The sequence below is a fragment of the Streptococcus mitis genome (genome assembly GCF_965111735.1).
Lineage (GTDB): Bacteria > Bacillota > Bacilli > Lactobacillales > Streptococcaceae > Streptococcus > Streptococcus mitis_DR.
This window is the reverse complement of record NZ_OZ217346.1, coordinates 516755-536027: the sequence shown is the minus strand read 5'-3', so window position 1 is coordinate 536027 and position 19273 is coordinate 516755. Positions and strand designations below refer to the sequence as shown.

20 protein-coding genes and 1 riboswitch are annotated in these 19273 nt (G+C 40.5%); of the genes, 6 read left to right on the top strand and 14 right to left on the bottom strand.

Going from position 1 to position 19273, the window contains the following annotated elements; all coding sequences use genetic code 11:
• Positions 1-102: 102 nt before the first annotated feature.
• Positions 103-191, bottom strand: a riboswitch (TPP riboswitch).
• A 148-nt stretch (positions 192-339) separates the two neighbouring features.
• Positions 340-1476: an L-lactate oxidase gene (gene lctO / locus ACLV7W_RS02655; RefSeq protein ID WP_000120723.1), complete on the bottom strand. Its 1137-nt coding sequence runs from the start codon at positions 1474-1476 to the stop codon at positions 340-342.
• A gap of 215 nt (positions 1477-1691) precedes the next feature.
• On the opposite strand from lctO, the gene ACLV7W_RS02650 reads away from it, so the two are divergent.
• From ACLV7W_RS02650 to ACLV7W_RS02635, 4 genes are read left to right on the top strand one after another with little or no spacing between them, the layout of a single operon-like run.
• The gene (locus ACLV7W_RS02650) at positions 1692-2372 is read left to right on the top strand and encodes an amino acid ABC transporter permease (RefSeq protein ID WP_153199553.1); all 681 of its coding nucleotides are present in this window, start codon (positions 1692-1694) and stop codon (positions 2370-2372) included.
• The gene (locus ACLV7W_RS02645; protein ID WP_153199551.1) at positions 2332-3009 is read left to right on the top strand and encodes an amino acid ABC transporter permease; all 678 of its coding nucleotides are present in this window, start codon (positions 2332-2334) and stop codon (positions 3007-3009) included. Before ACLV7W_RS02650 ends, ACLV7W_RS02645 begins: the two co-directional genes overlap by 41 nt.
• Positions 3010-3768, top strand: coding sequence for an amino acid ABC transporter ATP-binding protein (locus tag ACLV7W_RS02640; RefSeq protein WP_261240792.1), 759 nt, complete (start codon positions 3010-3012; stop codon positions 3766-3768).
• Positions 3769-3779: 11 nt separating this feature from the next.
• Complete coding sequence (locus tag ACLV7W_RS02635; RefSeq protein WP_261240793.1) at positions 3780-4646, top strand: cysteine ABC transporter substrate-binding protein; 867 nt, start codon at positions 3780-3782, stop codon at positions 4644-4646.
• A gap of 61 nt (positions 4647-4707) precedes the next feature.
• Here the strand turns inward: ACLV7W_RS02635 and pyrE are convergent, their stop codons facing one another.
• The 9 genes from pyrE to typA form a co-directional block, all read right to left on the bottom strand.
• Entirely contained in the window at positions 4708-5340 is a 633-nt protein-coding gene (pyrE, locus tag ACLV7W_RS02630; protein WP_173876381.1) for an orotate phosphoribosyltransferase, read from the bottom strand.
• 39 nt (positions 5341-5379) lie between these two features.
• The gene (gene pyrF / locus ACLV7W_RS02625) at positions 5380-6075 is read right to left on the bottom strand and encodes an orotidine-5'-phosphate decarboxylase (RefSeq protein ID WP_411865391.1); all 696 of its coding nucleotides are present in this window, start codon (positions 6073-6075) and stop codon (positions 5380-5382) included.
• 232 nt (positions 6076-6307) lie between these two features.
• Positions 6308-7561 (bottom strand): cell division protein FtsQ/DivIB, encoded by a 1254-nt coding sequence (locus ACLV7W_RS02620; RefSeq protein WP_411865390.1) that lies wholly within the window; start codon positions 7559-7561, stop codon positions 6308-6310.
• Positions 7562-7570: 9 nt separating this feature from the next.
• On the bottom strand, positions 7571-8629 hold the full coding sequence (locus ACLV7W_RS02615; RefSeq protein ID WP_261011059.1) for a UDP-N-acetylglucosamine--N-acetylmuramyl-(pentapeptide) pyrophosphoryl-undecaprenol N-acetylglucosamine transferase: 1059 nt from the start codon (positions 8627-8629) through the stop codon (positions 7571-7573).
• A 1-nt stretch (position 8630) separates the two neighbouring features.
• Positions 8631-9983, bottom strand: coding sequence for a UDP-N-acetylmuramoyl-L-alanine--D-glutamate ligase (gene murD, locus ACLV7W_RS02610; RefSeq protein WP_411865389.1), 1353 nt, complete (start codon positions 9981-9983; stop codon positions 8631-8633).
• Positions 9984-10086: 103 nt separating this feature from the next.
• Positions 10087-10728 (bottom strand): ABC transporter ATP-binding protein, encoded by a 642-nt coding sequence (locus ACLV7W_RS02605; protein ID WP_000571290.1) that lies wholly within the window; start codon positions 10726-10728, stop codon positions 10087-10089.
• 1 nt (position 10729) lies between these two features.
• Entirely contained in the window at positions 10730-12751 is a 2022-nt protein-coding gene (locus ACLV7W_RS02600; RefSeq protein WP_261049758.1) for a bacteriocin-associated integral membrane family protein, read from the bottom strand.
• Positions 12752-13371: 620 nt separating this feature from the next.
• Positions 13372-13626, bottom strand: coding sequence for a DUF3165 family protein (locus tag ACLV7W_RS02595; RefSeq protein WP_000262670.1), 255 nt, complete (start codon positions 13624-13626; stop codon positions 13372-13374).
• A 19-nt stretch (positions 13627-13645) separates the two neighbouring features.
• The gene (gene typA / locus ACLV7W_RS02590; RefSeq protein WP_049544361.1) at positions 13646-15487 is read right to left on the bottom strand and encodes a translational GTPase TypA; all 1842 of its coding nucleotides are present in this window, start codon (positions 15485-15487) and stop codon (positions 13646-13648) included.
• Positions 15488-15648: 161 nt separating this feature from the next.
• Between typA and ACLV7W_RS02585 the strand changes: the two genes are divergently transcribed.
• On the top strand, positions 15649-16374 hold the full coding sequence (locus ACLV7W_RS02585; RefSeq protein ID WP_411865388.1) for a 16S rRNA pseudouridine(516) synthase: 726 nt from the start codon (positions 15649-15651) through the stop codon (positions 16372-16374).
• A 33-nt stretch (positions 16375-16407) separates the two neighbouring features.
• Here ACLV7W_RS02585 and ACLV7W_RS02580 read toward each other — a convergent pair whose 3' ends face one another.
• The 4 genes from ACLV7W_RS02580 to ACLV7W_RS02565 are packed head-to-tail and all read right to left on the bottom strand — an operon-like array spanning position 16408 to position 18413.
• Positions 16408-16791, bottom strand: a complete 384-nt coding sequence (locus ACLV7W_RS02580; RefSeq protein ID WP_050365443.1) for a rhodanese-like domain-containing protein — start codon at positions 16789-16791, stop codon at positions 16408-16410.
• Positions 16791-17060: a YqgQ family protein gene (locus ACLV7W_RS02575; RefSeq protein ID WP_033689072.1), complete on the bottom strand. Its 270-nt coding sequence runs from the start codon at positions 17058-17060 to the stop codon at positions 16791-16793. Before ACLV7W_RS02575 ends, ACLV7W_RS02580 begins: the two co-directional genes overlap by 1 nt.
• 47 nt (positions 17061-17107) lie before the next feature.
• Entirely contained in the window at positions 17108-17704 is a 597-nt protein-coding gene (locus ACLV7W_RS02570) for a response regulator transcription factor (protein WP_261104011.1), read from the bottom strand.
• Positions 17685-18413 (bottom strand): ATP-binding protein, encoded by a 729-nt coding sequence (locus ACLV7W_RS02565; RefSeq protein WP_239682357.1) that lies wholly within the window; start codon positions 18411-18413, stop codon positions 17685-17687. The genes ACLV7W_RS02570 and ACLV7W_RS02565 overlap by 20 nt, the downstream gene beginning before the upstream one ends.
• A gap of 534 nt (positions 18414-18947) precedes the next feature.
• On the opposite strand from ACLV7W_RS02565, the gene ACLV7W_RS02560 reads away from it, so the two are divergent.
• Complete coding sequence (locus ACLV7W_RS02560) at positions 18948-19100, top strand: hypothetical protein (RefSeq protein WP_238395603.1); 153 nt, start codon at positions 18948-18950, stop codon at positions 19098-19100.
• Positions 19101-19273 lie beyond the last annotated feature (173 nt).

Genomic DNA, 19273 nt, shown 5'->3' with positions numbered 1-19273 from the left:
GCTTTGTATCACCTTCATCCAGCTTATATAAACAAAAAAACTCCAATTACAATCAAGAATTAGAGTTGACTTACAAGATTAGATCGTTCATTTCGCCATACGAAAAAACGTTTCACATTTCCCTTCGCCAGTCTTAACTGTATCAGGTTCAATGGGTATCATCTCAGCCTAAAGCACCCCAAATGTCTTTATTATTTAATTACTGCACCAGTATAGCAAAAAATGAAAGCCCTAGCAAGATATTTGATTAGAAAATATATTTATATTGTTTTTAATGGTGATTTATTCTTCCTATATACGAAGAAAAACCTCCACACCAAGTGGAGGCAAGCTGTTTTATCAATACAATTTTAAGTCGCGTGGGTCAACTGGGAAGGTTGGGTTGTATGGGTTGTGACGGAGTTTGAAGTGTTTAACATCTTCAATAGTCTGAGTTCCAGATAACTGCATAACTGTCTTCAATTCCGCATTCAAGTGTTCAAAGACTTGGCGCACACCGACACTACCACCGAGAGCCAAGCCATAGATAACAGGGCGACCAATAGCTACCAAATCTGCTCCTGAAGCCAAGGCTTTAAAGACGTGTTGACCACGACGAATACCTGAGTCAAAGACGATTGGTACGCGTTTGTCAACTGCTTCAGCTACTTCTTGAAGTGAGTCGAAGGCAGCTGGTCCACCGTCGATTTGACGACCACCGTGGTTGGTTACCCAGATACCAGAAGCTCCTGCAGCAAGCGAACGTTCAACATCCTCACGACATTGTGGTCCCTTGACATAAACAGGAAGTCCAGAGTATTCAGCGATAAATTCTACGTCACGTGGAGACAAGCGTTGTTTGGCTGATTTGTAAACAAAGTCCATTGATTTACCAGCACCTTCTGGCAGATATTCTTCAACAATCGGCATGCCAACTGGGAAGACAAAACCATTACGCTTATCAACCTCACGATTGCCCCCTACAGTCGCATCTGCCGTCAAGACAATCGCTTTATAACCTTCAGCCTTCACACGGTCCATGATGTGGCGGTTGATTCCGTCATCTTTACTAAAGTAAAATTGGAACCAATGAGGTGTCCCTTGAAGGGCTTCTGTAATTTCTGGAAGATCGACAGTAGAGTAAGAGCTAGTTGTGTAAAGAGAACCAAACTCATGCACACCACGCGCAGTCGCCACTTCACCCTGTTCATTTGCCAATTTATGAGCCGCAACAGGCGCCATAATGATTGGTGAAGACAATTTTTCGCCTGCAAATTCAATCTCTGTACTTGGATTTTCTACATTGCAGAGTGTATGAGGAACGATGAGTTTATGGTTAAAGGCACGAATATTCTCACGCAAAGTGAAAGTATCTTCCGCCCCACTAGCGATATAGCCAAATGCTGCTTTAGGGATAACTTGTTGCGCCATTGGCTCCAAATCATAGGTATTAATGAAATCTACATGACCTTCTGCATTGCTTGTTTTGTATGACATAAAATGCCCTCCTTAATAAGTAAGCGTTTACTTTGTATATTACAAAAATATCTTAACTCTTTTTTCAAAACTTTTCAAATATTTTGTTTGGAAATTTCAGAAATTTTATGTCTATGATAAAAAATCCTTATAACGGCAATAAAAAATAGATATTATCCAAAGAAGATTTTAAGTGCTACAATAACTGTATTATTTCTAGATGGGAGGTTCTATTTTTGGATTGGTCCATTGTTGAACAATATCTACCACTATATCAAAAGGCATTCTTTCTGACCTTGCATATTGCAGTTTGGGGAATTTTGGGATCCTTTCTGCTCGGTTTAATCGTTAGTATCATCCGACATTATCGAATCCCTATTTTAGCGCAAGTAGCGACAGCCTATATTGAATTGTCACGTAATACGCCCCTTTTGATTCAACTCTTCTTTCTCTACTTCGGTCTTCCCCGAATCGGGATTGTCCTATCTTCAGAAGTCTGTGCCACTTTAGGACTGGTCTTTTTAGGAGGCTCCTATATGGCAGAATCTTTCCGAAGTGGGCTGGAATCCGTCAGTCAAACCCAGCAGGAGATTGGATTAGCAATCGGTCTGACACCTCTACAGGTCTTTCGCTATGTGGTTCTTCCGCAAGCAACAGCGGTGGCCCTACCGTCTTTTAGTGCCAATGTCATTTTCCTCATCAAGGAAACCTCTGTTTTCTCAGCAGTAGCTTTGGCCGACCTCATGTACGTCGCCAAAGATTTGATTGGGCTCTACTATGAAACAGACATTGCGCTGGCTATGTTGGTAGGTGCTTACCTTATCATGTTGCTACCCATCTCACTGGTCTTTAGCTGGATAGAAAGGAGGCTCCGCCATGCAGGATTCGGGAATCCAAGTACTTTTTCAGGGAAATAATCTCTTGAGAATCTTACAGGGATTGGGCGTTACGATTGGGATATCCATCCTGTCTGTCCTCTTATCCATGATATTCGGAACAGTCATGGGAATCATCATGACCTCCCATTCTAGAATCGTACGATTTTTGACACGATTGTATCTGGAATTTATCCGTATCATGCCCCAGCTGGTGCTACTCTTCATCGTTTATTTCGGCTTGGCTCGAAACTTTAATATTAATATCTCAGGTGAGACTTCAGCTATTATCGTTTTTACCCTCTGGGGAACAGCTGAAATGGGGGACTTGGTCCGTGGAGCCATCACTTCCCTCCCTAAGCATCAGTTTGAAAGTGGACAGGCGCTCGGCTTGACCAATGTTCAACTTTACTACCACATTATCATCCCACAGGTTTTGAGAAGACTGCTACCGCAGGCCATTAACCTTATCACTCGGATGATCAAAACCACTTCCTTAGTCGTATTGATTGGAGTTGTAGAGGTTACCAAAGTTGGACAACAAATCATTGATAGCAATCGCCTGACCATCCCAACTGCTTCCTTCTGGATTTATGGAACCATTCTAGTCTTGTATTTCGCAGTCTGTTTCCCTATTTCCAAACTATCCACTCACCTAGAAAAACATTGGAGGAACTAAATGTCTGAAACTATTTTAGAAATCAAGGAACTAAAAAAATCCTTCGGAGACAATCCCATCCTCCAAGGTCTATCCCTACAAATCAAAAAAGGAGAAGTTGTGGTCATCCTAGGACCATCCGGTTGTGGGAAAAGTACCCTCCTTCGTTGCCTCAATGGCTTAGAAAGTATTCAAGGTGGAGATATTCTTCTGGATGGTCAGTCTATCGTTGAAAATAAAAAAGATTTTCACCTAGTTCGTCAAAAGATTGGCATGGTCTTTCAAAGTTATGAACTTTTTCCCCATCTGGATGTCCTACAAAACCTTATCCTAGGCCCTATCAAGGCTCAGGGAAGGGACAAGAAAGAAGTGACAGAGGAAGCTTTGCAACTACTGGAACGTGTCGATTTGCTAGACAAACAACATAGCTTTGCGCGTCAATTATCTGGTGGACAGAAGCAACGGGTTGCAATTGTTCGTGCCCTCCTCATGCATCCAGAAATCATCCTTTTTGACGAAGTGACTGCTTCGCTGGATCCAGAAATGGTGCGTGAGGTTCTGGAACTTATCAATGATTTGGCCCAGGAAGGCCGTACCATGATTTTAGTAACCCACGAAATGCAGTTTGCCCAAGCAATTGCCGATCGGATTATCTTCCTAGACCAAGGGAAAATCGCTGAAGAAGGAACGGCTCAAGCCTTCTTTACCAATCCGCAAACCAAACGAGCTCAGGAATTTTTAAACGTCTTTGACTTTAGCCAATTTGGCTCATATCTATAAAGGAGATTCTTATGAAACTATTCAAACCACTCTTAACTGTTTTGGCACTTGCCTTTACCCTTATCTTTGTCACAGCTTGTAGCTCAGGTGGAAATGGTGGTGCATCGTCAGGTAAAACCACTGCCAAGGCTCGCACAATCGATGAAATCAAAAAAAGCGGTGAGCTACGAATCGCCGTGTTTGGAGATAAGAAACCTTTTGGTTACGTTGACAATGACGGTTCTTACCAAGGTTACGATATTGAACTTGGGAACCAACTGGCACAAGACCTTGGGGTAAAGGTTAAATACGTTTCAGTCGACGCTGCCAACCGTGCTGAATACTTGATTTCAAACAAGGTAGATATTACTCTTGCCAACTTTACAGTGACTGACGAACGCAAGAAACAAGTTGATTTTGCCCTTCCATATATGAAAGTTTCTCTTGGAGTCGTATCGCCTAAGACCGGTCTCATTACAGATGTCAAACAATTAGAAGGCAAAACCTTGATTGTTACAAAAGGAACGACTGCTGAGACTTATTTTGAAAAGAATCATCCAGAAATCAAACTCCAAAAATACGACCAATACAGTGACTCTTACCAAGCTCTTCTTGACGGACGTGGAGATGCCTTCTCTACTGACAATACGGAAGTCCTAGCTTGGGCGCTTGAAAATAAAGGATTTGAAGTAGGAATTACTTCCCTCGGTAATCCAGATACCATTGCGGCAGCAGTTCAAAAAGGCAACCAAGAATTGCTAGACTTCATCAATAAAGATATTGAAAAATTAGGTAAGGAAAACTTCTTCCACAAGGCCTATGAAAAAACACTTCACCCAACCTACGGAGACGCTGCTAAAGCAGATGACCTTGTTGTTGAAGGCGGAAAAGTTGACTAATACTCAATGAAATCACAAAAAGAAATCAGGTAATCCTAGTGACTACCTGATTTTCTATGTTTTAGGCATTTTGCCAATTTTCTTGGTCTTCTTTAAATCGTTTTAGAAGATCGAGCCCTTCTGGTGTGATATAGCCCTCTTCTTGGGCTAGATGGATGAGTTCACTGTAGTTAGAAAGCGTCACAAGTTTGACACCTGCATCTGAGAAGTTCTTATCTGCTTTTGGCAATTGGTAGCTGAAAATCGCTACAACACCGAGGACCTCTGCTCCTTCTCGCTTGGCTGCAGCTACGGCTTCAAGAACAGAGCCACCTGTTGAAATGAGGTCTTCAACCACTACCATTTTTTGACCCTGAGCTACGCGGCCTTCGATTTGATTACCAGCTCCGTGGTCTTTTGGTTTGCTACGAATGTAAGCAAAAGGCAAGTTCATCTTATCAGCAATGATAGCTCCGTGTGGAATCCCAGCTGTCGCAGTTCCTGCAATGACTTCTACCTCTGGAAAGGCTTCTTTAATAGCTTCCACAAAGCCATTTTCAATTAGGGTACGAGTTTCTGGATAGGCTAGTGTCACACGATTATCCGTGTAAATCGGTGACTTGATACCAGATGCCCAAGTGAAAGGCTCCTCTGGTTTGAGGTAAACGGCTTGGATTTTCAAGAGGTGGCTAGCGATATCTTTAGCAAGTGTCATGGTCTTCTCCTTTTGTTTTTCTAATCTATTTCTTTGATTCTAGTCTTGGTTCCATTCATCCTTGATGGCATGATAAGCTGCAACAGGATCCTCAGCTTGGGTAATGGGACGTCCCACTACGATATAGTCACTGCCGATTTGATAGGCATCTGCTGGCGTCATCACACGTTTTTGGTCTCCAATCGCTACTCCCTGAGGACGAATGCCCGGTGTCAGACAGATAAACTCTGGATTGGTGGCCTGCTTGATGAGTTGTACTTCATGAGCCGAGCAAACAACACCGTCTAAACCCGCTTCAGCTGTCTTCTTAGCATAATGAATCACAGACTCTTGCAGGCTGGTTTGGATGTTTTGAAAATCCTGCATCTGAGCCTCTGATGTTGATGTAAGCTGAGTGACAGCGATCAATTTTGATTGACTTCCAAGACCTTCACGCGCCGCCTTCATCATCTCTACACCACCAGCCGCATGAACATTAGTCATATCCACACCAAGCTGAGACAGGACCTTCATGGCTGACTTGACTGTATTGGGAATATCATGAAGCTTAAGATCCAAAAAGACACTATGACCTTGACCTTTCAAGTAGGACACAATCTCAGGCCCCGTTGCGTAATAAAGCTCCATCCCTACCTTTAGATAAAGGCTTTCTTCTACTGGGAAAAGAGCTAAAAATTCCTTGACCGCCTCAAAACTAGGAAAATCAAGAGCAATAACTGGACGATGTTCTCGCATAGGTTTCTCCTTTTACCTTTGCTAGTGAGAGAGTCTGGCCACAAGAAGGCACGAAAAAAGGAACCTGCCAACAGCAAGGTTCCACGAAAAATGGGTAGTCTCCACCCTTTCACCGTCTAACCTTAGCTGCCTCTCTGGACTGCTTTAAAGGTTTTTTACTATTCTATTATTTCTACTAGCACTTGTCAAGTAAAAACATGGCCACTGAAGAACTACAAGAGAAAAGCTAAACCTAGCGACGCGATGAACGTCGGGGCGTTTGGTTTTGATTGCCCTCTTCCTCCAGCTTTTTCCTTTCCTCTTCTAGTTTATTCTGCTGTTCTTCCAGTCTTTTCTTCTCTTCCTCTTTTTGTTTCTTCTCAGCTTCCTTAGCCTCTTGTTTGGCCTTTTCCTCAGCTTCCATAATTAATTTATCCGCCACAGTATAACTGTAAATTCCAGCTTCCATGTCAATCACACTCGGTTCTGACAATTGTGGCTTAATCTTACTGTAATATGGCAGTTTCTTACTCATTTCAGATAGAGGAACCAAGACTTCGTCCGAATCATTCATAGTCAATCGAATTAAATCTGAAGTCACCTTGCTTGGGGATAGTTCCACCTTCTGGATAGCAGATTTGAGTTCGGGGCTAATTTGAGAAAGTTCTGAGGTAAAGGTCTTGATTTGTTCGCTGTCATTAAAGAGAACTGATATATAAGTTTCTGGCAGACTCACCAAACTCACCGCACTGGTCTCAAGCTGACCGCTTGAAAGAATTGGATAATGACTTTCTCCAGAAACATAGTAGGCCACAATATCATATTCCTTGACCTTGATTGTAAACTTGGTTGGAAATTGATAGACAAGCTGAGCTGATTCAACCCAATAGTTAGACTTGATCTGCTCTTCATATTTTGCCTTATCTAGCAGAAGGTTAATCGTATAATCCGAATCCTGAATGCCTGAAGCCTGTCGAATATCATCAGCTGTAGTTTGCACTGTTCCCTCAACACGAATATCCTTCATGGTCGCATAAGGGCTGAGCAAGTAGGCAGAGACAACCAATAAAAGCAGACTGAGAAACAAAATCGAGATAGCCCGCCAGATATGAACTCCTGGAATTTTCGGTTTGACCGGTTTTTCCTTTACGGGCTTTTTCTCTGCCTTTTTATCCCGTTTATCCTCTTTCTCTGTCTTTTTAGACTTTGATTTTTCTTTGGATATTTCTTTTTTGACGTCTTCTGATTCTTCTACTTTTTCCTTAGCATCTTCCTTAGCTGATTTTGGGTCTTTTGGTTCAGATTCACTCTCTTGGTCCTCAGTTGCATCTGACTTTTCAGATTTTGAAGCCATTCGAGCTTGTCTTTCCTTTTCCTTCTCCTCAGCTAGGGCCGCCTCTTCTTCAGCCTTCTTTTTTAGATATTCCTGGTTTCGTTTCTGCCATTCTGATAACTCTTTAAATTCTTCGAGGATTTCTTTGCCCTCTTTTTTCTTATCTTTTGACATTTACTTTCCTTATGATAAATCTTTTTTCAACAATTGATAAAAATCTGCTAGAGATTTCAATTCCTTAGAAGCCTTCATCTTAGCTTTGTATTCTTCCTTATGACTTAGTAAGTGAGAAAGCTTCTCTTCTAAACTGTCCAAGGTCAAATCGCTTTCTTGAAGCTCTTCTGCATAGCCTTTTTTTACAAAGTAGGCTGCGTTCTCAATCTGATCTCCACGACTAGCTTCACGACCAAGCGGCACAATAACATGCAATTTTGCCATGGCTAAGAGCTCAAAAATCGTATTGGCACCACCTCGTGTCACAACAATATCAGCCAATTCCATCAAGGGTTGATAGAGATTGGTCACATAGTCAACACGAAAGAGATTTTGACTCAACTCATTCAAGCTAGAATCTCCAGTTAGATTGATAATATTGTAGCGCTCTGTCAGTTCTTTCTTATGGTCTGTCACCAATTGATTAAAGACACGAGCGCCCGCAGAACCACCGACAAACAATACAGTTGGCAATTTAGGATTAAAGTGGGTTTGAATATCTACCAATTCATCTGGTTCTGGACTTTTTTGGTCTGAAACCTTGGTCACTGCTCCCACATGCTCGACCTTAGACAAACTTGAATCTTGCTCAAAGGTTGAATACATCTTAGTCGCAAATTTATAAGCAATTTTATTGGCCAAGCCCATAGATAGGTCAGATTCGTGAATAAAGACAGGCACTCCTGACACACGTGCTGCGATAACAGGTGGCACAGAGACAAAGCCTCCCTTTGAAAAAAGTGCTTGTGGACGAAGTCGCAACATAATAAAGAGAGATTGGACAATTCCCCAGCCAACTTTAAAGACGTCCAGCATATTTTGCCAAGAGAAATAACGACGCAATTTTCCAGTCGCAATGGAATGGAAGGTGACATCTAGACCCGACTTGAGGATTTCTTGGTGTTCGATCCCACGCTTGTCCCCGATATAGTGGACTTCCCAGCCATCTTCGATGAACTTGGGCATCAACAAAAGGTTGAGGGTCACGTGTCCAACCGTCCCCCCACCTGTAAAGACAATTTTTTTCATATTATTCCTTTAACTCCGCTACTGTGTCGATAAATAGGTCGCCACGTACTTCAAAGTTAGCATACATATCCCAGCTAGCATTAGCAGGACTGAGAAGGACTACATCTCCTTGAGTCGCAAGCTCGTAGGCCTTGCGGGCCGCATCTGCAATGTCAGTCGCATCCACATATGCCACACCAGCCTTGTCTGCTGCCCGTTTGACACGTTCTGCAGACTGACCTAGGATGACCATCTTCTTAAGTCCAGTAATGTCTGGTACCAATTCGTCAAACTCATTGCCACGGTCCAAACCACCTGCAATCAAAATGACCTTGCTGTTGTCAAATCCTGACAAGGCTTTTTGAGTTGCCAAGATATTGGTTGATTTACTATCATTATAGAATTTGACACCCTTGATTTCATCCACAAATTGGAGACGGTGTTTGACACCACCAAAGGCTGAAAGAGTTTCTTTGATGCTTTGGTTATCAACACCACGAAGCTTGGCTACAGCAATAGTCGCAAGCGCATTTTCCACATTGTGGCTTCCTGGAACTCCGATTTCATTCGCTGCCATGACAACTTCCCCACGGAAGTAGAGTTGACCATCTTCCAGATAAGCTCCATCAACCTTTTCCTGTGTTGAGAATGGTACAACTGTAGCTTGTGTTTTTCTTGCCAATTCTTTTGCCAAGTCTTGATTAAAGTTCAAAACAAGGAAATCAGCTGCTGTCATCTTGTTCTGGATATTCCACTTGGCTGCTACATATTCCTCAAATGACCCATGGTAGTCGATATGAGTTGGCATGAGGTTGGTAATAACCGCAATCTCAGGATGAAATTCTTGAACGCCCATGAGTTGGAAAGAAGAAAGTTCCATGACAAGCGTGTCCTTGTCTGACGCAGTTTGTGCCACTTGACTAGCTGGATAGCCGATATTTCCTGATAAGAGACCATGTTGCCCAGCAGCAGTCAAAACTTCCCCAATCATAGTCGTTGTGGTTGTTTTACCGTTCGAACCTGTGATACCGATAATGGGCGCTTCTGAAATCAAATAAGCCAATTCCACCTCAGTCAAGACTGGAATTCCCTTTGCCAAAGCCTTTTCAATCATGGGATTGCTGTAGGGAATGCCTGGATTTTTCACCATGAGGGCAAACTCTTCATCCAAAAGTTCCAAAGGATGCCCACCAGTGATGACCTTGATTCCTTCTTCCAGCAAACTTTGCGCAGCTGGATTGTCCTCGAAAGGTTTCCCGTCATTTACCGTCACAATGGCACCTAGCTTGTCCAACAAACGAGCTGCAGATTCACCTGACTTGGCCAAACCTAAAACAAGGACTTTCTTATTTTTAAATTGATCTATTACTTTCATGTCTCAAACTCCATTTCTACTCTTACTATTTTACCATTTTTATGGAAATAAAAAAGCCACAAAGTGTGTTTGTGACTCTTTCTTCTAACTGAATTTCGCCATATCATCTATGTGATAAATCGGTAACTCGAATGACTTGGTCCACTTGCTCCCAAATCAGAGGATTGTGGGTCGCAATAATAATAGTTCGATTCGGATTTTTTAAAGATTCTAGGATGGAAAGTAATTCCTCAGAGTTTTTGGGGTCTAGTGAAGCGGTTGGTTCATCTGCGAGGATCAAAGGCGGATCCTTTAAAATTATCTTCGCTAATGCAACACGTTGTGCTTCTCCTCCTGATAACTCAAATATAGGTTGCTTCAAATCCAAATAAGAGAGGTTTACACGGTTTAGAGCTTGTTTCATCAAAGAGATTTTCTCTTTTTCTTTCAACTTTTTACCAACTAAACCCAGATTGAGATTCTCTTTAACGGTTTGACTTTCAATTAAGCCAAAATCTTGAAATAAATATCCCAAGTAATCTCTAAAGAAAACAGAAGGCCTAATGTCCTTAAGAGAAGTGCCATCATAGATGATTTGCCCTTTGTCATATGGCTCTAATCGTCCAATCATATTCAAGAGTGTTGTCTTACCACAGCCACTTGTACCGATTAAGGCATAAATTTTCCCACCTTCAAAATGAAGATTCGTATCTGAAAATAGCTGACGGCTTCCAAATTTTTTAGATATATTCTTTAGTTCAATCATCCTATTTTCCTTTCATAATTGTCATAGAAACACGAGATTCTTTATGAGCTTGACGGTAAAGCGTCAAAACTGCACTAGCTAGAAAGACTAATAAAGTGAGCAAGCCAATCACCAAGTCTCGACTGCTTAAAATAAAGAGACTAGCACCAAATACAAAACTGGCAAATTGACTAACCATATACTGAGCATGTGTTTCAAAAAATCGTAAACCTGAAATTCGTTTAATCAAGATATCTCGACGGAATTGCTCGAAATATAGAAGATTGACAGAATAAAAGAGTAACAAGGAACTAGCTATTCCAACAATAGCTCCTAGGATTAAAGTTGCTGTTTCAGTTTGAACTTCATTATAACGAGTTAGATAAACGCTTCTTCTTTCTTTAAGATAGGATACTTGCTCATAAATTCCAGCTTTCTTCAAGAGTTCTAGCCCACTCTCATATCCTTTGACAAAGATATTATTACCAGCATTGATAGACCACATAGATTTAGAAATGATACTATCACCTATAGATGTTGGAGTAAATACAACTAAAATCGGATCAGTCAAATACTGAGTGGATACAGGATTCTCACCGTTATTATAAACAAACCGCTTTTCTCCAGTTGGAAGATAACTAACAATCGCTCTCATTTCATACTCTAAAGGAGCACTTTCCTCCTCACCAGATTTTCCATAATAACTCAATCTTTCTTCAAAAGCTTTCTTAAGTTCTGCTTCCTGTGAACGAAGAGATTCTGGTAATAAGAGTCCAAATTCACCTTTTTGAAGATGGGCTAGTTTCTGTCTAGTATCATCATTTACAGTAACATTTTCCTTCTCCAAATAACTGGGACTAACATAGAGCGTATTAGCATCTGGACTATAGGTATCCAGTGTCTCTCCTTGTTCATTTGTTCCTTGAGGATTTGCAAAATGGAGCAGATTATCCTTTACATAAAGGGCTTGTTCTTCTTCGATTGCTTCCTTGGCAAAGGCATACCACTTATTCTGATTTTCTGTATCTTTTACTCTATCACCTAAGCCAAAGGAAATCTGGTAATAGTCTGCTCTGTCCTGCCATGCTTGTTTTGAAATTTCAAGTTCTTTCAATCGTTGGTAAGACGTCAAGCCTGTCTTAACAGCGTAGCCTACTGTAAAAACAGCAACTAACTGACACAATAGGGTTAAAGCCATCAAGCGTTTAAGGGGTAATCTTCCCTTAATAACGGGAACTAATGCTTTGTAACTCAAACTCATTAGATAAAGAAGCATTAGTAAAATTGAAATCGCCAATAAAAACAACAGATAGAAACTAATCCCAAAACCATAGGTGGCTAACAAGATAGGATAAAACAAACCTTGACTAAAAAGAACGACTCCCCCACCTAGGAAGGAAAGGAGGGCTGATAGAAGGAGCCACTTGATATCAGTCGATAAAGAATGCCCCATAATGGATAAGAGAGTCTGACCAGAAAAGAGTTTTATACCTGCTGCTCTCATTTCCTTAATCCGAGTGATAATCACTAAAGCAAAGAAAGCTAAGCCAAATATTGCTAAGCTAATTAAAATAAGGGGAATTAGTAACATCCTAAAAGCAAGAGAATAGGGCGGTGTCTTTCGGTCAGGAATTGCTTTATAACCCAAATCTCCTAATTTATCGGCTAGCTTTTCTTTCGTCAAGGAGCCTGACAAAAGGAGATAACTATTTAGCGGATCACTACGTTCACGACTTTCTTGGCTAGCTTCTTGGAATTCTTTTGGTAAAGTTCCCTGACCATAAGTTGCATAAGTAAAGTGAGTCGCCCCATCCTTACTCGGCTCTACAATTCTTCTAGCTATTAAACTCTGTTCTGAGTTTGCAAACTTCTCCAATTCCTGTTCAAATACCTCACGCGTCGGTTCCTGAGTATCTTTTTTGACACGAAGTAAGGAGACGGAATCATAGCTTGCATATAAATATTGTGGAGCACGTAAGACAATAATCCAAGAAAGGAAGAAGCTGAGAAAAAAAGTTGATAATAATATGAATAGTTTCTTCATAGTAGACTCCTTGTATAAGAGAATAACCCTATAGAAAGAAATTTTACATGTTATAAATTCTTAGAATTATTTTCCTAGTTTAATCAATCACACCCTGAGCAACAAGACAACAAATTGAATCCTTTCTTATTTTGAAAACGATTTCTTATAACTTAAGTATATCACTTTCTATATAATTTATCAACATATTTTGCTAAGATATCATTAGTAATAGAATTTTACAGTTCCCTTAAAAATAGATGTCATTAACGAATTTTATTCAAGTTTTTCCCATTCATATTATCCAAGCAAAAGAGATGATGTAGTAGATTGAAATAAGATATGAACAAAGAGATTAGGAAAGTCATATTCATTTCTAGAAATATTTTAGAATTCGTAGTGTCCTATTCTAAATTCAATCCACTATATTAACTAATACTCTTCGAAAATCTCTTCAAACCACGTCAGCTTCGCCTTGCCGTAGATAAGACTGACTTCGTCAGTTCTATCTACAACCTCAAAGCAGTGCTTTGAGCAACCTGCGGCTAGCTTCCTAGTTTGCTTTTTGATTTTCATTGAGTATAAAAAGAAAATCAAACTATTGTAAAATTCCTAGCAAAAAAGAGAGCCAAAACTCTCTTTTATCTTCTTTTACTTTTACTGACCGACATGAGGGTAATATCTCGCAAGCTAAAGTATGCTAGGAAGAGCATGGCGACTGCGATAAAGAATTCTGTCGGTAGCTGAAAGATTTGCAGAACAGACAACATGAGTAAAATCAAGAGTGCTACGAAAGCAAAGACGACAAGGACGATATTGACTGTCCCTTTAATGCTTTGTGGTGTCGCAAATACATAGAGTAGTAATAAGAGGATTCCTATGATTAAATAAACCATCTTTATCTCTTTCTAGCTCTTATTCAGCTGATTTTTTCTTCTTGTTAGCTTTCTCACGCTCTGCCTTGTTAAGGATTTGTTTACGCAAACGGATAGACTCAGGCGTTACTTCCATGTACTCATCGTCGTTCAAGAACTCAAGAGACTCTTCAAGTGTCAAGATACGAGGGGTCTTGATAACAGCTGTTTGGTCCTTAGTAGCTGAACGAACGTTAGTCATTTGTTTCGCCTTAGTGATGTTAACTGTCAAGTCGTTTTCACGAGAGTTTTCACCGATGATCATTCCTTCATAAACCTCAGTACCTGGGTTGACAAAGATTGTACCACGTTCTTCGATAGACATGATTGAGTAAGTTGTAGCCTTACCAGCATCGATAGAAACAAGGGCACCACGGTGACGACCACCAATTTCACCTGGAATCAATGGCAAGTATTGGTCGAAGGTATGGTTCATGATACCGTAACCACGAGTCATTGACAAGAACTCAGTTGAGTATCCAATCAAACCACGCGCAGGAACAAGGAAGACCAAACGAGTTTGACCATTACCAGTTGAAATCATATCCAACATTTCACCCTTACGTTCAGAAAGGCTTTGGATAACAGACCCTTGGTATTCTTCTGGAGTGTCGATTTGAACACGTTCAAATGGCTCACATTTAACACCGTCGATTTCTTTTACGATAACCTCTGGACGAGATACTTGAAGTTCATAACCCTCACGGCGCATGGTTTCGATAAGGATTGACAAGTGCAATTCTCCACGTCCTGAAACAGTCCATTTATCTGGTGAGTCAGTTGGTTCAACACGGAGGGAAACGTCTGTTTGCAATTCAGCCTGCAAGCGTTCTTCCACCTTACGAGAAGTTACCCATTTACCTTCTTTACCAGCAAATGGTGAGTTGTTGACCAAGAATGTCATTTGAAGAGTTGGCTCATCGATGTGTAGGATTGGAAGAGCTTCTACTGCATCTGTCGGAGTAATAGTTTCGCCGACAAAGATATCTTCCATACCTGAAACGGCAATTAAGTCACCCGCTTTAGCTTCTTGGATTTCACGACGTTCCAAACCAAAGAAACCGAAGAGTTTTGTAACACGGAAGTTTTTAGTTGTGCCATCAAGTTTAGAAAGGGTAACTTGGTCCCCAACCTTAACAGTACCACGGAAGACACGACCGATACCGATACGACCAACGAAGTCATTGTAGTCCAAAAGTGATACTTGGAACTGCAAAGGCTCATCTGAGTTATCTACTGGAGCTGGGATATGGTCGATAATCGTGTCAAAGATTGGTGCCATAGTCGCTTCTTGGTCAGCTGGATCATCTGACAATGAAGAAGTTCCGTTGATCGCTGAAGCATACACCACTGGGAAATCAAGCTGGTCGTCATCTGCACCAAGCTCGATGAAAAGTTCCAAGACTTCGTCCACTACTTCTGCTGGACGAGCTGATGGCTTATCGATTTTGTTAACAACCACGATTGGGACAAGGTCTTGTTCCAAGGCTTTTTTCAATACGAAACGAGTTTGTGGCATGGTTCCTTCGTAAGCATCTACGACCAAGACAACACCGTCAACCATTTTCATGATACGCTCAACTTCTCCACCGAAGTCCGCGTGTCCTGGTGTGTCCATGATATTGATACGAGTTCCGTTATAGGCAACGGCTGTATTTTTAGCAAGGATGGTAATTCCACGCTCTTTTTCGATATCGTTTGAGTCCATAGCACGCTCTGCCAATTCAGTACGTGCATCAAGCGTTTCTGATTGTTTCAATAATTCGTCAACGAGGGTTGTTTTACCGTGGTCAACGTGGGCGATAATCGCAATGTTACGGATATCTTCTCTTAATTTTGTCATGATTTCCTCTATAATATTCAAAATTTATTTTCTAACTGAACGATTATACCATAATTTCAGGTAAATAACATAACTCAAGCAAGTGTAAATGTTTTCACTGTGCTTTTCTTTTCACGTCAAGCCTTTTCAAAGCAAGCGACTTATGATAAGATAGGCACAGTATGCGTTTAGATAATTTATTAGCCCAAGAAAAAATCAGCCGAAAAGCCATGAAACAAGCCTTACTCAAAGGGGAAATTCTAGTCGATGGTTGCCCAGCCCGCTCCCTAGCTCAAAATATCGATACAGGGCTACAAGAACTCCTTTTTCAGGGTCGAATCATTCAAGGCTATGAACACACCTATCTTATGCTTCATAAACCTACTGGTGTCGTTACAGCCAATAAAGACAGGGAACTTCCAACCGTCATGGACCTCCTTCCGCCTGACATCCAGTCTGACATGCTCTATGCCGTCGGCCGACTGGACCGAGATACGACAGGACTCCTCCTCTTGACTGATAACGGTCCTTTGGGCTTTCAGCTCCTCCATCCCCAATATCATGTCGATAAAACTTATCAGGTTGAGGTTAATGGACTTCTGACACCTGACCATATCCAAGCCTTTCAAAAAGGAATTGTCTTTTTAGATGGTACTGTCTGTAAACCCGCAAGACTAGAAATTCTATCTGCAAGTTCTTCCCTCAGTCGAGCCTCCATCACCATTTCAGAAGGAAAATTTCATCAGGTTAAGAAAATGTTCCTCTCGGTTGGTGTCAAGGTGACCTCCCTCAAGCGCACCCATTTTGGACCTTGGAGCTTGGATCAGAATCTTCAAGAAGGAGACTACCGTCCCCTAAACTCAGAAGAGTTGACAATCATTCGTGACTTTCTCAGAAAAAGTGGTTAAAAAATGAGCTCGGAAACATCCAAGCTCGTTTTCTTATTTCTCAACTTTGACTTTCCCTTTCCAAGAATCCAAGCCATAAGAAAGGATATAAATCTCAGAAAAACCTTGTTTTTTCAAGTAAAGGGCTGCATTTGTAACTCGTTGCGCACGTTGGTTTTCGTAAAGAAGAACAGGTTTATCCTTACGAAGGGCTGCAAGACTAGTCTTCAACTGACTTGAAGGAATATTGCGAGCCCCAAGAATATGTTTTCTGTGGAATTCTGCTGGGTCGCGCAAATCAATCAATTGACCCGTACGAATCAAGGATTCAAACTCCTCATTGTCCACAATTTTAGCCGCACGGCGAATACGAAGATAGTTAAAACCCATCCACGCCAACATTGCTAGTATAAGTGCCCACAAAATCCAAGTAACCATTAGTTCTTTTCTCCATTTTTCTCAATATAATCCAATTCTACCTTGTGCTCTCTGCGTAGAACCGCTTCTGCTTCTAGATAGTCTAGTTTATCCATCAACCCTGCATCGTAAATCCGAGAGAGTTCCAACTTCATCAGTTCAATATCATATAAGCGTTTTCCCATATAAACAATAATACCAAATCGTTTGAGGAATTGCTGCACATCATAGAATGTTTTCATAAGACTCATTCTAGCAAATTTTTGTGTTTTTTTCAAGAAGAGACTCACACAAGAAGTAGCACAGAAATTAAAAAAGCTGCATCTTCTGCAACTTTTTAATCTGGTGGGAAATATCCCAACTGCTCAGCGATGTGAATCGCCTCCTGCCTGTTAGTCACTCCCAATTTTGAAAAGATATTGGCCAGGTGATTGGAAACTGTACGTTTACTCACATAGACCTTGTCACAGACATCATCAATAGTCAAGCCATTTCTAACCAGTTCTAGTATCTCGATTTCTCGTGGTGTTAGCACCTCTACCATCACTTCATCTGAAAAGATCTTACCTCCTAGATAAATCTTTTCCAGTTTTTTCACCAACTCATCTGGATCCATACTTTTATCTAGAAATCCATAAGCCCCCATAGCTTTAGCTCGGTGTTCATACATCTTTTTGCTGTATCCCGTCAAAATCACAACCTTACTAGAACAACCATTGTCAATAATCTCTTGTGCCAAGGTCAGCCCATCAGCTTGATACAGACTCGTCAGGTTGATGTCAATCAAAATAATGTCGTAGTCATTAAAAGCAATCTCCGAAATAGTCGAAAAATTATCCACTAACTGGACCTTTTTAATGTTTTCCGATAACTCTAAAATCATCTTGATACTTTGGCTAAATAATTTATGATCATCAATTAACAAAATTTTCATAACACAACTCCTTATCAATCGGGAGAGTAATTTCTACACGAAATCTCTTATTATTTTCAAAAATCTGCATTTGACCACCTAAAACACTAATTTTATTAGACATATTTTTCAAGCCATAACCTAAGGATTTTTCTGTTTGAAGGCAGTCATTTTCAGAAATGATAAAAATAGTGTCATCATGCACATCAATCTTCAAAGAAATCGTTCCACCACTAGCGTACTTAACGGCATTGGTCGCCAACTCCTCAACCAGACGATAGGCAATTTTATCGTAAGGAGATAAAAGCCTAAAGTGGGCAGGAAACTGTGTGACGACTTCATTTTCTGCGTGATAGCGCTTGACAATCCGATTAATCAGCCCTTGATACTGGATGTCTAACTGCTCGTCTGTTTCTACCATTGGCTGATAATAATCCATCCGCTCACGAATCCGCTGAACCAACTCCTCTGTCACCAGATTGATCTGTTCACCAAAAGCTTGATTGCTACTATATTTATTGAAATTTTTTATCGCCATCACATTTTGCAGGATTTCATTGTGAAGAAATTCGGAGAACTGTTGTTCTGTGTCTTCATTTGCCAGCAGACTTTTCACCATACGATTACGCTTTAAAAAGAGAACTTTTACATAATCCCTAGCATCTAGCATTTCAGCAGAACGAAAGAGGCGAATCAATTCTTCCGAACAAATCCCGAACAATAGTAACATGATATTCAAGACCAAAAAGCTCGTGTTTAAATCGAGACGAAAGATGATGAAAATACCTACTAACAAAAACAGAACCAGTAAAAACAAGTGTGAAAAAGCTTTTATATAGGACAATTTCAACTCTGATACCCTTTTTTGAAGAGAGTTGACAATCGTTTTGAAGTGTAAAAAAGCTAAGATACCAAGAATTTCTAGATACCAGACTAGGTTCATCACTCCTGCGCCCCTCGTATTGATATACAAAAAGAAATAAGAAAGAGGCAATATCAAAGCTAATATCCACAAATTTCGTCTCTGATACTTGAGTTTACTTTTCAACTCTTTATAATATAAAATCAGTAAAATCAAGGGAACAAGGTTTAAAAAGAAAGACGCAAACAAGGACAGAAATAGAAAAATTGAAGGACTTAACAGATACGAACTAATAGTGATTAGTGTCAACACAAAGGACACACTCAACAGTTCTTCTCCTATTTTCTCTCCCAGAAAGATAATAGACAGAGAACTATACACCAATAAAAAAGAGTTGAGCGGATGAAGAATATCAAAAAAGTGCAACAGGGTGCTCGCAACTCCTTGATTAAATATGGATTGCCAGCTAATGAGAAACATCATCAGGAGCAACCAGAGTTTCAACTCACTATACCGAAAGGTCACAATATTACAAATATAGCTAAATACAATTAAAGCAATAATCAGCAATAAAACCATCTGCAAGGAAAAATCTGTCGAAAAGTCCAGAGGAATCCTATAATAAATATAAATCATTAAAGCTAGATGATTAAAAATCGTCAACCACCACAATAAAAGTGAGTTTTTCGAGAGCGATTTGACAAACTGTTTCATATGTATCCACTTCC